General features: G+C 35.4%; 13 protein-coding genes (1 of these 13 running past the window's edge). 9 read left to right on the forward strand and 4 right to left on the reverse strand.

Annotated features, from left to right (window positions below):
- Window positions 1–37 precede the first annotated feature (37 nt).
- Together OD90_RS04770 and OD90_RS04775 are read left to right on the forward strand one after the other, a co-directional pair.
- On the forward strand, window positions 38–1,732 hold the full coding sequence (locus OD90_RS04770) for a M23 family metallopeptidase (protein WP_144667344.1): 1,695 nt from the start codon (window positions 38–40) through the stop codon (window positions 1,730–1,732).
- Window positions 1,729–4,197: a carboxypeptidase-like regulatory domain-containing protein gene (locus OD90_RS04775; protein WP_144667347.1), complete on the forward strand. Its 2,469-nt coding sequence runs from the start codon at window positions 1,729–1,731 to the stop codon at window positions 4,195–4,197. Before OD90_RS04770 ends, OD90_RS04775 begins: the two co-directional genes overlap by 4 nt.
- Window positions 4,198–4,199: 2 nt before the next feature.
- On the opposite strand, the gene OD90_RS04780 is transcribed toward OD90_RS04775, so the two are convergent.
- The gene (locus OD90_RS04780) at window positions 4,200–5,357 is read right to left on the reverse strand and encodes a cysteine desulfurase family protein (protein WP_144667350.1); all 1,158 of its coding nucleotides are present in this window, start codon (window positions 5,355–5,357) and stop codon (window positions 4,200–4,202) included.
- A 189-nt stretch (window positions 5,358–5,546) separates the two neighbouring features.
- Between OD90_RS04780 and OD90_RS04785 the strand changes: the two genes are divergently transcribed.
- Window positions 5,547–6,491: a hypothetical protein gene (locus OD90_RS04785; RefSeq protein WP_144667353.1), complete on the forward strand. Its 945-nt coding sequence runs from the start codon at window positions 5,547–5,549 to the stop codon at window positions 6,489–6,491.
- Here the strand turns inward: OD90_RS04785 and OD90_RS04790 are convergent.
- Window positions 6,484–7,026: a Smr/MutS family protein gene (locus OD90_RS04790; protein ID WP_144667356.1), complete on the reverse strand. Its 543-nt coding sequence runs from the start codon at window positions 7,024–7,026 to the stop codon at window positions 6,484–6,486. The genes OD90_RS04785 and OD90_RS04790 overlap by 8 nt on opposite strands.
- 139 nt (window positions 7,027–7,165) lie before the next feature.
- Between OD90_RS04790 and OD90_RS04795 the strand changes: the two genes are divergently transcribed.
- From OD90_RS04795 to OD90_RS04805, 3 genes are read left to right on the forward strand one after another with little or no spacing between them, the layout of a single operon-like run.
- Entirely contained in the window at window positions 7,166–9,235 is a 2,070-nt protein-coding gene (locus OD90_RS04795; RefSeq protein WP_144667359.1) for a T9SS type A sorting domain-containing protein, read from the forward strand.
- A gap of 28 nt (window positions 9,236–9,263) precedes the next feature.
- On the forward strand, window positions 9,264–9,530 hold the full coding sequence (locus OD90_RS04800; RefSeq protein ID WP_315897482.1) for a DUF2752 domain-containing protein: 267 nt from the start codon (window positions 9,264–9,266) through the stop codon (window positions 9,528–9,530).
- Between the two features lie 20 nt (window positions 9,531–9,550).
- Entirely contained in the window at window positions 9,551–9,880 is a 330-nt protein-coding gene (locus OD90_RS04805; protein WP_144667365.1) for a CCC motif membrane protein, read from the forward strand.
- Window positions 9,881–10,001: 121 nt separating this feature from the next.
- Here the strand turns inward: OD90_RS04805 and rocD are convergent, their stop codons facing one another.
- Window positions 10,002–11,282: an ornithine--oxo-acid transaminase gene (gene rocD / locus OD90_RS04810; protein ID WP_144667368.1), complete on the reverse strand. Its 1,281-nt coding sequence runs from the start codon at window positions 11,280–11,282 to the stop codon at window positions 10,002–10,004.
- 176 nt (window positions 11,283–11,458) lie between these two features.
- Here rocD and rlmD point away from each other — a divergent pair, with 176 nt between their 5' ends.
- Genes rlmD through OD90_RS04825 form a run of 3 tightly spaced genes read left to right on the forward strand, consistent with a single transcriptional unit; the run spans window position 11,459 to window position 14,046 of the window.
- The gene (rlmD, locus tag OD90_RS04815; protein WP_144667371.1) at window positions 11,459–12,871 is read left to right on the forward strand and encodes a 23S rRNA (uracil(1939)-C(5))-methyltransferase RlmD; all 1,413 of its coding nucleotides are present in this window, start codon (window positions 11,459–11,461) and stop codon (window positions 12,869–12,871) included.
- Window position 12,872: 1 nt separating this feature from the next.
- A complete protein-coding gene (locus tag OD90_RS04820) occupies window positions 12,873–13,370 on the forward strand; it encodes a DUF6452 family protein (protein WP_144667375.1) in 498 nt (165 codons plus the stop codon).
- Window positions 13,336–14,046 (forward strand): DUF6048 family protein, encoded by a 711-nt coding sequence (locus OD90_RS04825; RefSeq protein ID WP_144667378.1) that lies wholly within the window; start codon window positions 13,336–13,338, stop codon window positions 14,044–14,046. The genes OD90_RS04820 and OD90_RS04825 overlap by 35 nt, the downstream gene beginning before the upstream one ends.
- Window positions 14,047–14,087: 41 nt before the next feature.
- On the opposite strand, the gene OD90_RS04830 is transcribed toward OD90_RS04825, so the two are convergent.
- On the reverse strand, window positions 14,088–15,042 hold the 3' portion of the coding sequence (locus OD90_RS04830) for a class I SAM-dependent RNA methyltransferase (RefSeq protein ID WP_144667380.1). Its footprint extends 191 nt past the window's final position; 955 of the gene's 1,146 nt are visible here — the last part of the coding sequence; the start codon falls outside the window, past its right edge; the stop codon is at window positions 14,088–14,090.

Consider the following 15,042-nt stretch of genomic DNA (forward strand, 5'->3'; position numbering starts at 1 on the left):
AGCTAATTTTTTATGACGATTTCTTACATTAGCATTTATGAGAAGTCTCTTTATATTATTTTTTATTTTGGTGAGTGGCATTGTTTTTTGCCAAGAAATACCAAAAAATTATTTTGTCAATCCTTTGGATGGTGCAATGATAATTGCGGGGACCTTTGGCGAGCTACGTAGTAATCATTTTCATAGTGGTCTTGACCTCAAAACAGAGCGAAGAGAAGGACTACCTGTTTATGCAAGTGCCTCAGGAATAGTAACAAGAATTAAAATTTCGCATTACGGGTATGGGAAGGCTATTTATATATTGCACCCCAATGGATATACGACGGTGTATGCCCACCTCAAAAATTTCTGCCCAGAAATTGAAGATTATGTTAAAGCCGCTCAATATAAAAAAGAAAGTTTTGAAATAGAGCTTTTCCCTACACAAGGAGAATTAAGGGTTTCAAAAGGAGAAATCATAGCCTATAGTGGAAATACAGGGGGTAGTGCTGGCCCGCATTTGCATTTTGAAATACGTGACAAAAATGCTAGACCAATGAACCCATTACTATTTGGCCTAGTAGCTAAAGACACTAGAAAACCAATCATTCAAGAATTAATTGCATACCCAATAGGAAATCAGAGCGCCATAAATAAAGATGGAAATCCTACATCATTACGGCTTACACAAAAAAAGGACGGTAATTACCAAGCAGAAAGCGTAAATGCAACAGGGACTTTAGGATTTGCTGTGGGAACTATTGACCAATTAGATTTGGCTAACAATAAAAATGGAATTTACTCTATAACGACTACTGTAAATGGTGAGACTAATTTTGAAATTAAAATGAATAAATTTTCTTTTGCAGAAACAAGATATCTCAATCGCATGATTGACTATGGGTTATATAAAGATAAAAGAAAAAGAGTGCAAAAATTATTTATAGAAAAGAACAACCCTTTAAGCATTTACACAAAAGAGAAAGATAATGGATTATTAAATGTATCAAATGGCCTTTCATATCAATACCATATAAGCTTAAAAGATTTTGAAGGTAATGAAACAAAAATCACCATTCCAATAACAGGAACAAATGATAGCATTCTTAGCCCAAGGAAAATAAAAGAAACTGAGGACTATGTATATAGTGATCAAGGATACAGCTTTAATGAAGGTAAGTTTGAAGTATATATTCCCAAAGGAGCATTATATGATGACACTTTTATAAATCTAACCGTATCTGGAGATAAATTATTTTTACATGAAGATGTTGTGCCCGTGCATAAAAATATTATTGTTTCTTATGACCTTTCTGATTATAAAGAGGATGATAGAGAAAAATTATACTTAGGAAGACACAATTGGAAAGATGACATTTATTATGTAAGATCTCGTATTGTAGGTGATAAGTTACAAATTGGCACCAGAACCTTTGGTACATATAGTCTCGCAAAAGATACAGCTCCGCCAAAAATAGAGCCTAAGAACTTCAAAAAAGGAAAATGGATGTCAAAATACAGGTATCTAACTTTAAAAATTTCAGATCAAGATAGCGGTATCAAAGGATATAGAGCTACAGTAAATGGGAAGTTTATATTATTAGAATACGATCCTAAAACAAATATTCTAACACATGATTTTAATGATGGCATTATTAAAGACGTTAAAAATGATTTTAAACTTGTAGTGACAGATAATGTAGGAAATAGCGCTATTTTTGAAACTACATTTTTTAGAAAAGACATTCGTTGAAAAATCGCTATTTAATTATTTTCTTTATAATCTGTTCATTTTCTGAGCTGCTTGGGCAGACAGCAACCATTCGTGGAATTGTATTAGATGAGAGCACTAAAATTCTTTCCTCTGTCTCGATCAGATACGAAGAAAATGGCACTACCACTAATAGTAATGGTTTTTATACTCTTGACATTCCATCAAATACTAATGTAACGGTAGAATTTTCTTTTTTAGGGTTTAAAAAACTCACACAAACATTTAAGCTAGAGGCTAATGCAGAAGTAGAATTTAATCCTATTCTTAAGAGGGACATTGAGCAATTAAGTGCGATAATTCTGACAAATACACCTCAAGAACGCGTTCAAGGAATTATTACACTTTCCCCTAGTGCCATACGCAAAATACCTGGCGCAAATGCAGGAGTAGAAAATCTTCTTAAGTCTCTTCCGGGAGTGAGTAATAATAATGAACTCAGTACACAGTATTCGGTAAGAGGAGGAAATTTTGACGAGAATCTAGTATATGTCAATGATATTGAAGTTTATAGGCCATTTTTAGTAAGATCTGGACAACAAGAAGGATTAAGCTTTGTCAATAGTGATCTAATCCAAGACGTAGCATTTAGTGCAGGAGGTTTTCAAGCAAAATATGGCGACAAGTTATCGTCAGTACTCGATATCACCTACAGAAGACCTGTAAATTTTGGAGCAACTATTGACGCAAGCCTTCTAGGGGGCAGTATATCTGCAGAGGGAATCTCTAAAAATGGTCGCTTTACAGCCATATCTGGTGTACGCTATCGTGATAATAGTTTACTTGTAAATGCAAAACAAACAAAGACAAACTTCAAGCCTCGCTTCTTCGATGTGCAATCGCTGCTTACTTATAAGTTTTCAAACAAATTTCAATTAGATTTTTTGGGCAATATTGCTGTTAACTCATATGACTATAAGCCCCTTACACGACAAACAAATTTTGGCACGTTAGCCGCGCCTGTTGCATTAGTAGTTTTTTATAGTGGTCAAGAAAAAGATATTTATAACACCTATTTTGGAGCTCTAAAAGGTACATATGCAGTTAGTGAAAACCTCACGTTAAAATTTATAAGTTCAACCTATCACACACAAGAACAAGAGTATTTTGACATCTTTGCTGAGTATAGGCTAGGCACACCAAATACTGATATAGGAGATGAAAACTTAGGAGAAGTAGAATTTACACAAGGTATTGGATCACAACTTACCCACGGGCGTAATGACCTTGATGCATTCTTTATAAATATTGCTCATAAAGGAACTTATATTAAAGAAAATAATCAAATAGATTGGGGTATAAAATACACAAGAGAAGATATACGTGATCGATTAGAAGAATATGAAGTTATTGACTCTGCCGGCTTTTCTATAAGACCACCTATTCCCGATTTTTCAAACCAGCAGCCCTACGAGCCTTTTGATGCACCTTTAGAGCCCTATACTAATATAAGAGCGCAAAACAATGTTACTATTGATAGGCTAACAGCATTTACACAGTATAGTAAGAAAATAGATTTTGAGCAAAGTGAATTGTGGCTCAATGCAGGCCTTAGAACTCATCAATGGACTGTAAGTGGAGAGAACTTAGAAAACAACACGCAAACCGTCTTGAGTCCAAGAGCTCAGCTCAGTATAAAGCCAAATTGGAGTAGTGATATGATTTTTAGGGCCTCAGGAGGTCTATATTATCAACCTCCACTTTATAGAGAACTAAGAGACTCTATAGGGCAAGTACGTCCAAAAGTTAAAGCTCAAAAATCCTATCACCTTGTAGTTGGTCACGACTGGAGTTTTAATTTATGGGAAAGGCCTTTCAAGTTAGTATCTGAATTATATTACAAAGGGTTGAGTGATGTAAACCCATACACACTTGAAAATGTTAGAATACGGTATAGAGCAACAAATAATGCTGTTGCAAGAGCATATGGTTTTGACACTAGACTAAATGGAGAATTTGTTCCAGGCACTCAGAGTTGGATTAGTTTAGGTATTTTGAAAACAGAAGAAAATATAGAAGACCAAGGGTATATTCCACGCCCTAGTGATCAACGTATGAAAGTTGCTTTTTTGTTTCAAGATTATGCGCCTCGTATACCTAATTTAAAGCTATATATTAATATGGTGTATCAAACAGGATTGCCAGGAGGTTCACCGAGCTATGCAGATCCGTACATTTTTGCAGAGTTGCCCCGATTGAGAGACTATTTCAGAGCTGACGCTGGTATAAATTATGTCTTTACTGACTCAAAAAGGAAATATCCAAAAGGTCACTGGCTTCACCCTTTCAAAGAGTTGACTGCTGGTTTTGAAATTTATAATATTTTTGATAAGCAAAATTCTATTACCAACACATTTGTAAGGGACGCTAGCTCGCAACAGCAATATGCAGTTCCTAACTTTTTAACTCCAAGAGTATTTAATATCAAAATTTCTGCAAAATTTTAATATTAAGCAGGGATTTTTTCCAAAAATTCTTTTAATACAGAAACTGTATAATCCACTTCTTCTCTGGTGTTGTATTTTGAAAATGAAAAACGCACACTAGGCTTCTCGAGGTCTTCATCAGTTAGAATTTCTTGTAAAACATGAGAGCCTTTATCACTTCCGCTTTGACAAGCACTCCCTTTTGAACATGCAATTCCCTTCATATCAAGTTGAAACAAAAGCATAAGTGCTTTTTCTGGGTTGATGGGTAAGCATACATTAAGTAATGTGTATGTGCTTTTTGAAGAATCGCTACAATTTCCATTTAATTTTGCAGCTGGAATTTCTGATGCTAATTTTTCTATAAAGTAATTTTTAATTCCTTTTATATAACTACGCTCTTCATCTAAATTGTCATATGCGCACCGAATGGCTTCCTCAATGCCCGCAATATTATGAACACTTTCTGTACCTGCGCGTAGACCGCGCTCTTGGGACCCACCAAAAATAAGTGGTTTCAGTCCACTATTTTTGCGCACAAAAGCAAAACCTACGCCCTTAGGCCCATGAAATTTGTGCCCAGCCGCAGCCACAAAATCCACAGGAATCTCTTGCAAGTCTACTTTGTAATGGCCTATACTTTGTACCATGTCAGAATGAACTAAGGCTCCGTGGCTTTTAGACAATACAGCAATTGATTTTATATCAATCATATTCCCAATTTCGTTATTTACATGCATGAGCGATACCAGCGTCTTTTTAGTTGTTGATTGAAGTAGCTCTTGGAGATGTTTTTCATCTGGAGTACCACATTCTTTAAGACTTACAAAATCAATATCAATTTTATGCGATGCGGCAACTTCCTCTACTGCATGTAAAACGGCATGATGTTCTATACGTGAGGTTATAATCCGTTGTACGCCTAGGTCTCTTACAGCACTATTAATAACAAAATTATCTGCCTCCGTTCCTCCAGAGGTAAAAATGATTTCTCCAGCAGTAACATTAAGAATTTTAGCAATCGTTTTTCGAGCACTTTCTATATGACTTTTTGCAGTCCTCCCTAGTGCATGGGTTGATGATGGGTTACCAGATACATCACGCATCACCTCGACCATGCGATCTAATACTTCTTCTCGTATTTGGGTAGTTGCTGCATTATCAAAATAAACCGATCTCATAGACGTTCTAACTTAAAAATTATTCTCGCAAAAATACCTAAAATAAATAGATACACTCCTAGTGGAGTTATAAGGAATAGAATTCTATAAATTGTAGAATTTCAAAGGCAAAATATGTGTAGATTAACGCTTTCGCGAAAGCGTAATTACCCATATTTCCACTACTTTTACATTAGTAAATACATTTATATGAAAAAGATTTTTACGGTATGTTTACTCATAGCTATTACAATAAGTTGTGATGATGGGGATGTTACTATCACAGAATTTGACTTTGATCAAACTATTGAACTTTGTAGTACTCCAGATAATAACCAATATGTATTTTATAATACAAATGATGCCAATGAGGGCATAGCAGTACAGTTTACAACTACTGAAGATATTTTGAGTGAAGAAATCACAGAACCCAACTTTGCAATAATCGACAGTACATACAGTGTACGATTAGATGGAGGTCAAGATAGAGTAGTATATAGAAAATTTAAAAGCGCCGTAACAAATAACTATTTCTGTAATATTATCCCACCCTCAGAACCTATCGTTGATAATGAACTTATAAGTTATTCTACAGACTTATCTATAAAAGTCACAGGTTTTATGGATGATAATGACGGAATTCCTGCAGAGGTTGAAGATCCTGATGGATATAATTCTACAAATATAGGTGACATGAAAGATACAGATCTAGACGGAATTCCAAATATTTATGACGATGATGATGATGGTGATAATGTCCCAACTCGAGCTGAGTATGTTGCTGATCAACTTGATAATCTTCAAGACTCTGATGAAGACACTATTCCTGATTATCTTGATGATGATGATGATGGGGATGGTGTACTCACAAGGTATGAAGATGCAAATGGTGATTTAAATCCGATGAATGATAATTCGGATGTTAATAACCCCACTAAAGATGATTATTTAAATGCTGAAATCGCAGTTACCACCGTGGTTGATAGTTTTCGTATTCATAATTTTAGAATCACAGATAGAAGTGTTTTTATTTTAATGCAAAATCTAAGTTATGAAAATGCTACTGAAACTGTATTAAATAGAGAAGAACAGATACTTGGAACGTACTCTGTTTCTGAAGATTTAGAAATAACTTTTACTCCGAATTTTAATTAATATTCTGGAAAATATAAACCTCTGTAGCTCCTAATCCATACTTCTGAAAATCTGCATCATAAAATTTCACATTGTCATATCTTCTAAACAACGTATATAATTCCTCGCGGAGTACGCCCTCCCCTACTCCATGAATAAAAACCATCTTTTGTAATCGCTTACTTATTGCAAAGTTAAGTTGACGACGAGCGGTGTCTAGTTGCAAATTGAGCATTTCATAATTAGACATGGCCCCGCTTCGCTCTACAAGTTTGTGAATGTGTAAATCTACCTCCATCACTGGAGCATTTCTCTGTTTAGCTGGAATTTTTTTTGAAGTATATTTTTTGGGTTCCTCTTTTTCCTCAATGACACCCTCTGGAACCTCTGCCAATTTACTTTTAATGGTAATAGGTACTGCTGGAATGAGTTCACTTTCGTGAAAAATTGAAACAAATCCATCAATGTCTTCTACTTGAATTTCATCAGCTTTTTTTGAAATAATTACTCCTTCAAAATCGTCATCTAATGCTTGAACTTTATCGCCTATTTCCATTACGCTAAGTGAGATAACCTGTTAATATTTTTAAATCTCATAGTATTCTAACCTGATCTATGAAACTATAGAGGCAAAAATAACGTATATTTACTACAGTTAAACCCCAAGTCTAACTGTACTTATTAAAGTGTCCCTTATGAAAAAATTATTATTTTTAAGTCTTGTCGCTCTTGGACTTACTGTAAAAGCACAATTATACGTTCAACCCACAAGTACAAATGCATCTTACGTATTTGTAAATGATGCCTTATTTTTTGTTAAACAAGATGTTGAGCTTGTCACAAACAGCACCCTAGCATCAGCCAGTGAAAGTGAAATTTCAAACATACTCTTACGTGGAAAAGGACAATTACTACAGGGACAAGGTGTAGATAGAGACAACAAAGGAACAGGAGATATATCCGTTTATCAGGAAGGAACGGTAAATCAGTTTGATTATAACTTTTGGGCATCACCTGTCGGATTATCCCGTACGTTAGGTACAGGTATTAGTGGCCCCGCTAGAGCAAATGGAAATACACCATTTGCTTTTAGAAATGCACCCTCAGAAAAAATTTTAAACCTGCCTCTTACTGTAACAAACAGTGATTCTGCTTTAAATAATGGTGGGTATGATGGTTTTACATCTCCAGGGGTTTTATCTATAGCCCACTATTGGCTTTTTTCATATAAGTCTTCTTCTGGAGGATATGCAGATTGGACGCAAATAGGAAATACTGGTGAGCTTGAAGCTGGTTATGGCTTTACGATGAAAGGTGTAAGTGGTACTGACAACACAACCATAAGCACTGAAACTGGAGCAAACAACTCAGGTGGCGCACAGCGATATGATTTTAGAGGACGTCCAAATAATGGAGATATTAGCGGTGTAACTGTTGGTGTTGATGAAGATGTACTTGTGGGTAACCCTTACCCTTCTGCGATGGATCTTTCTTATTTTTTAATTGAAAACTCTGCACCTACTGCTGCCGGAAGCACAGAAACTTACGATTTGGGCTTTGGAGGCGGTACAGTGAGTATTGATCGTAAAAAAGTAATTACTGGAGTTGCATATTTTTGGGATAGTAAAGCTGGTGTTAATTCTCATTATTTAGAAAATTATGAAGGTGGATATGGAACTTTCTCTCCTATGAACAGTCCTCTAGGTGCAGGAATGTATGTAGAGGCTACGTATCAAAATTATGATGAATTAGGTAACGGAATCGGTAACGACACAGGTCCAGGAGCCTTTTACGAAAGGAGATTTTCACCAGTAGGTCAAGGTTTTTTTCTTTTAGGAGATAGCAGTCAAGGAACGTCAACCCTCACTTTTAGTAACAGACATAGAGTTTATGTGCAAGAAGGCGCCGCAAATAATTCTGAATTTAGAACAGCACAAAATCAAAACCCTGTACCTGGCATTGGTGTAGAGACTTTTTATCCTGACGTTACAAACATGGATAAAATTACTGAGATTTATCTTGCAGTTGGTATTAATAACTTATACACAAGACAACTTGGTATTGGAATTATTGAAAATGCAACTGAAGGATTTGATTTTGCTGTAGATGCACCTATTAATGGTGCACTACCCACAGATGTCGCATTTGCTTCTGATTACACAAATGATATAGGAAAATTAGGTAATGTTATTGCAGGAATTGGTAAAGATCAATATCAATGGGTTCCTCTTAAATTGCAGGTAGCAGAAACATCAGAATTTAAATTTAAAGTATTTAGAACAGCAGAATTTAGCTACGATAATATCTTCTTACTAGACAGTTTAACAAATACATATCATGATATACTTAACGATGAGATGATTATTTCATTAGAAGAAGGTGTTTATGAAGATCGTTTCTTTGTAAGATTTACAACTGAAACAGCCCCTCCAGAAGAAGAAACTGAAGATGAAATAGAAGACAACGAAGATATTAGTATTATTGAGCAGGATCCTTTTTCAGAAGAAGATGCTGTTTATAATTCGTTTATTATCACACAAAATAATAATGATGGTCAGCTAGAAATTTATAATCCTGACAACATTGTTGTAAAAGATGTTGCCCTCTATGACATCACTGGCAAGCAAATTTTCAAGGAATTAGATTTAGGTAATCAAAATGAATATTCATTTTCTACTAAAAATTTAACAACTGGTATTTATGTCGTACAGTTCGTAACTATAGATGGTCTTAGGAAAGCTCAAAAAATAAGAATCATCAATTAAAATCTAGGGATTCATTATGGAGGAATATATGCTTCCTTGCCTAAACAAAAAATATCTAGGTTTCGAATGTATGGGGTGTGGCATACAAAGATCTGTCGCCTTACTTTTTAAAGGAGAGTTTTTACAATCATTTTATATGTACCCAGCACTTTATCCTTTGATACTGTTGTTGGGTTTTTTGTTGCTCAATCAATTTATTAGTTTTAAATATGCCAATAAGAGTATTATTTTTTTAGCTATCTTGACCGTGGCTACAATAATCACTAGCTACATAATTAAAATGACAACTAATTAAACAACTGACAATTAATTATTATGGAACAACAAAAATTACCAAATGTTACTATTTCTCTAGTTTTAGGTATTCTATCCTATATTGCTTGCTGCTGTTCTTCTGGAATAGGAGGTGTGATTTTATCAGGAATAGCTCTTTACTTAGTAAATAAGGATAAAAAGATGCTCGAAGCTAATCCTGAAATTTATGAGAACGCTTCACAACTTAATACAGCAAGAATCATCGCTATTATAGGACTAGTGCTTGCGATTTTAACTTTAGTTGGTAGTGTCATATACATAATCACATTAGGTGGGGTTGATGCTTATATGGACCAACAAAGACAAGCTATGGAACAAATGGGAATATAATAATTACCTTAAATAAAAAGAGCTACACTGATCAAGTAATTAGTGTAGCTTTAAGGGTAGCCCTAATAAAAGACCATCTAGTAAATCTAGATGGTCTTTTTATTAAAATATCTAATCAGTCTTATTTCTCAAACTCTTTAAGAGTTTTCGTAATTATTGCGACGCAATCTAATAATTGGTCTTTTGTCATTACAAGTGGAGGTGCAAAACGAATGATATTGCCATGCGTAGGTTTTGCAAGGAGACCATTATCTCTTAATGCAATACAAATGTCCCAGGCTGTAGAGCTATCTTCCGTATCATTTATTAATATTGCATTAAGCAATCCTTTTCCTCTAACACCACTCACAATCGAACTGTTCTCTATAAACTTAGAAAGCTCTGCTCTAAATAATTCTCCTAATACCTGAGCATTTTCAGCTAAGTTCTCATCTTTAATCACCTCAAGGGCAGCCATGCCTACCGCAGCAGCAACTGGATTACCTCCAAAAGTACTACCATGATTCCCTGGCTTGATTACATTCATAATAGCGTCATTAGCTAGTACGGCAGATACTGGATAGGCTCCACCAGACAAAGCTTTACCTAGAATTAAAATATCTGGCTTTACTTCTGGAGTACCAGAACAATGCTTGTCTGGACAGCTACAATTACCACAAGTGGCAAGTAAACGCCCTGTTCTCGCTATCCCAGTCTGTACTTCATCTGCAATAAATAATACGTTATGTTTCTCACAGAGCGCTTTTGCTGCTGATAAGTATCCTTCACTAGGTACATACACACCAGCTTCACCTTGAATAGGCTCTACCAAGAATCCTGCGATATTTTTTCTACTATTTAATGCTTCTTCTAGTGCCTTGAGGTTATCATATTCTATCTTAATGAAACCTTTTGTATATGGCCCAAAGTTTTTACGAGCTACGGGATCATTAGAAAAAGAAATAATGGTTGTTGTTCTACCATGAAAATTGTTTTCACATACAATTATTTCTGCCTCATTCTCATCTATGCCTTTCACTTCATACGCCCACTTTCTACAAAGCTTTAAAGCAGTCTCTACAGCCTCTGCCCCTGTGTTCATGGGAAGCAACTTGTCAAAGTTAAAAGTCTCTGTCGCATACTTTTCAAACTTCCCAAGCATATCATTATAAAATGCTCTAGAAGTTAAGGTAAGTGTTTTAGCTTGATCTGTCATTGCTCCTACAATCTTTGGGTGACAATGTCCTTGATTTACAGCAGAGTATGCAGATAAAAAATCATAATATTTCTTTCCTTCTACATCCCAAACAAAGACTCCCTCGCCTTTGCTCAGCACCACAGGTAGTGGATGGTAATTATGTGCTCCGTATTTGTCTTCTAGTGCGATTGCTTCTTGCGAAGTAAGATGGTCGATAGTGGCCATAGTATATTATTTTGAGTATTAAAAAAATGCAATTCCTACGCTACCTTTATTCTTTCGAAAGCTCGAAAATTCAGCGGGGGAGAGAAATCATCCCTAAAACAGAACGTAAAATTACGAATTATAAAGGACGACTGAAAACCTTCTACACAATTAAGAATTGTTCTATTTTTGCGACTATGGGCAGACGTAAACAAAATAGACAAGTTTTTGAAAATATACCTGTGACAGATGCTGGCGCAAAAGGAAAAGCTATTGGTCATGCACCAGATGGTAAGGTAATATTTATCAATAATGCCATTCCTGGTGATGTGGTACATGTACAAACTACAAAAAAACGCAAAGCTTATTACGAAGGAACAGCTACTGAAGTGGTTACGCTTTCGCGAAAGCGTACACAACCTCAATGTCAGCACTTTGAAGTTTGCGGTGGTTGTAAGTGGCAAAACATGGAGTACAAATACCAGCTCGAGTACAAGCAACAAGAGGTGGTAAATAATCTCACACGTTTAGGAAAAATTGAATTACCTGAAATAACACCCATAGCTGGTAGCGCCGAAGAATATTTCTATCGCAATAAAATGGAGTTTGGTTTTTCAGATTCAAAATGGCTCACACTTGATCAAATTAGATCTGGTGAAATCATTGAAGATCGTAATGCGTTGGGCTTTCACATAGCGGGTATGTGGGATAAAATTCTTGATATTGAAAAGTGTCATTTACAGAGAGACCCTAGCAATGCAATTCGTAATGGAATCAAAGAATTTGCCACGTCAAATGATATGACGTTTTATAATGCGCGTAATCAAGAAGGGTTTCTCCGCACACTTATGATCCGTACAAGTTCAAATGGAGAGCTAATGGTTCTAGTACAATTTTTTAAAGAAGACTCTAAGAATCGAACGTTATTACTTGATTACATAAAAGACACTTGGCCAGAAATCACTTCACTCTTGTATGTTATAAATGAAAAAGGTAATGACACTATTTATGATCAAGAGGTCATCTGTTATGCAGGTCGAGATCATATCTTTGAAGAGATGGAGGGTTTAAAATTTAAAATAAACGCCAAATCTTTTTACCAGACCAACTCTAAGCAAGCCTATGAGTTGTATAAAATAACTCGTGATTTTGCAGGACTTACCGGTGATGAGCTTGTATACGATCTATATACTGGTACTGGAACTATTGCTCAGTTTGTTGCGAAGAAGGCAAGAAAAGTCATTGGTGTAGAAGCCGTCCCAGATGCGATTACAGCAGCAAAGGAAAATGCACAACTCAACAACATAGATAATGCAGAGTTTTACGTGGGTGATATGAAAAAAGTGTTTAATACTGAGTTTATAAACACACATGGACAGCCAGATATTATTATTACAGATCCTCCGCGTGATGGCATGCATGGAGATGTTGTACAGCAAATCTTAAATATATCCCCGGCAAAGATTGTATATGTAAGCTGTAACAGTGCAACACAAGCACGTGATCTTGCGTTACTAGATGATATATATAAAGTGACTCGAGTGCAACCTGTTGACATGTTCCCGCAAACACATCATGTGGAAAACGTCGTACTTCTAGAAAAAAGATAATATGAGAAAGTTGATCTTACTATTTTTATTGATCATAGGACTCCTTCATACTTCTTGTGAAAGAGATGATATTTGTGCGGCAACTACACAAACGACACCTTTACTTAGAATTGAATTTTATGACGCAAACAATATATCTATATTAAAAGCTCCAACAAATTTAGAAATTACAACAGCTGTAGAAGGAGGAGATACGTTAGCCCTTGTAAATACTTCATCGGTTGCTATACCTTTGAACACAAGTGTTGATCAACTTGTATATTCATTTAAAATTAATAGCTTAGAAGTAGATGAAGATGAAGAAAATACAGATGATCTTGCTATATCATACATTCGTCAGGAAGATTTTGTTAGTTCTGCCTGCGGATTTAGAGTCATTTATAATGACCTAGAAATAACAAGAGACGCACTAAACGATGGTAACTGGATTCAGGATATCGATATTTTAAACACAATAATAGATAATGACACGATCACGCACGTTACTATATTTCATTAGTATTTTTCTTTTTCTCACCGCCTCAGTATACTCACAAAATTCTGAGAAAGTCATAGATAACGATACTCTCAAAAAAAATAAGAAATATTACGGCCTACGCGTAGGACTTAATTTGTCTAAACCTATTCTTTCCATTATTGATCCTAATTTTAAAGGTTTTGGAATAGTAGGAGATTTTAGAATAAAAAAAAATTACTATTTAGCAGCAGCTCTTGGAAATGAGACTCGCACCATAGAGCTTCCTAATATAGAAAACACAACAAAAGGCAGCTACATAAAAGCTGGATTTAATTACAATGCTTATGAGAACTGGTATGGTATGAATAATTTATTGTATGCGGGAGTATATGCAGGTTTTTCAAGTTTTACTCAGGAGCTAGATCGCTATACAATATATACTACCACTACTCCTTTTGAAGATGACATACGTATAGCATCCCAAGAGTTCAAAAATTTAAATGCTACTTGGTTAGAACTAAAAATAGGTATCGAAGTTGAATTATTTAATAACCTATATCTAGGGCTTAATGCCCAACTCAAGAGATCGATTATCGTTAAAGAACCAGAAGAATATGCAAACCTATATATTCCAGACTTTGGAAAAGTCACTGAGGACAATACAATAGGTGTGGGTTATGGTTATACACTTACCTACTTATTCCCTTTTGTCAAATAATAATTGAATATTAATTACGCTTTCGCGAAAGTGTAACACACTTATTCCCTTTCTTGATACTTTGCCTTTTTACTTCCAGCATACATTTCATATTTTACAAAGCGACTTTCTAAACTACCATTAAAGACTTTAATTTTTCTACTAGGTCGTAACCCTACGTGCTTAAGTGACTCCATATTAGATGTGATAAGCCATGCATGAGAGCCGGGGTACCCACTTTTAAGTGTGTCTCCTATTTGTTTGTAAAACTCTTCCATTTCTATAGGAAGCCGTTCTCCATAAGGTGGATTAAAAACAATTTGTAAAAAGTCATCACCAGGCTTTTCAGACTCAAAAAAGTTGCCTTCCTCTACAGTTATAAAGTCAGAAAGTTGTGCATTTTTGATATTTTCACGAGCTTTTGCAATTGCAGATGGTGCCTTATCATATCCTGTAATTTTAAATCTAAAATCTTTAACTCTTTTAAGTGCAGAGCCTTCAATGAGATCATACAGATCTGCATCCCAATCTGACCATTTTTCAAAAGCGAATTCCTTTCGATTAAGGTTCGCAGGGACATTACAAGCTATCATTGCAGCTTCAATCAACATAGTTCCAGAACCACACATAGGATCCAAAAGATCAGATTGACCATGCCAGCCACTCATCATGATCAATCCTGCAGCCAGTGCTTCGTTGATTGGTGCAATATTAGTTGCTGTTCTATAGCCTCTGTGATGTAATGATGCTCCACTGCTATCTAATGAAACTGTACACCAATTGTCTTGTATATGAACATTAAAGCGTACATCAGGATGTTTAACATCTACATTAGGTCTAAGATTATCTTCTCTCCTAAACTTATCTACAATAGCATCTTTAGTCTTGAAAGCTACATATTGTGAGTGCGTAAAAGTAGGCCCACTCACAGTGGCGTTTATTGCAAATGTAGTTTTCAAATCCATGAATTTGCGCCAGTTTATGCGCTGCATACGACGATATAGATCGTCCTCATTC

The sequence above is a fragment of the Dokdonia sp. Hel_I_53 genome (assembly GCF_007827465.1).
Lineage (GTDB): Bacteria > Bacteroidota > Bacteroidia > Flavobacteriales > Flavobacteriaceae > Dokdonia.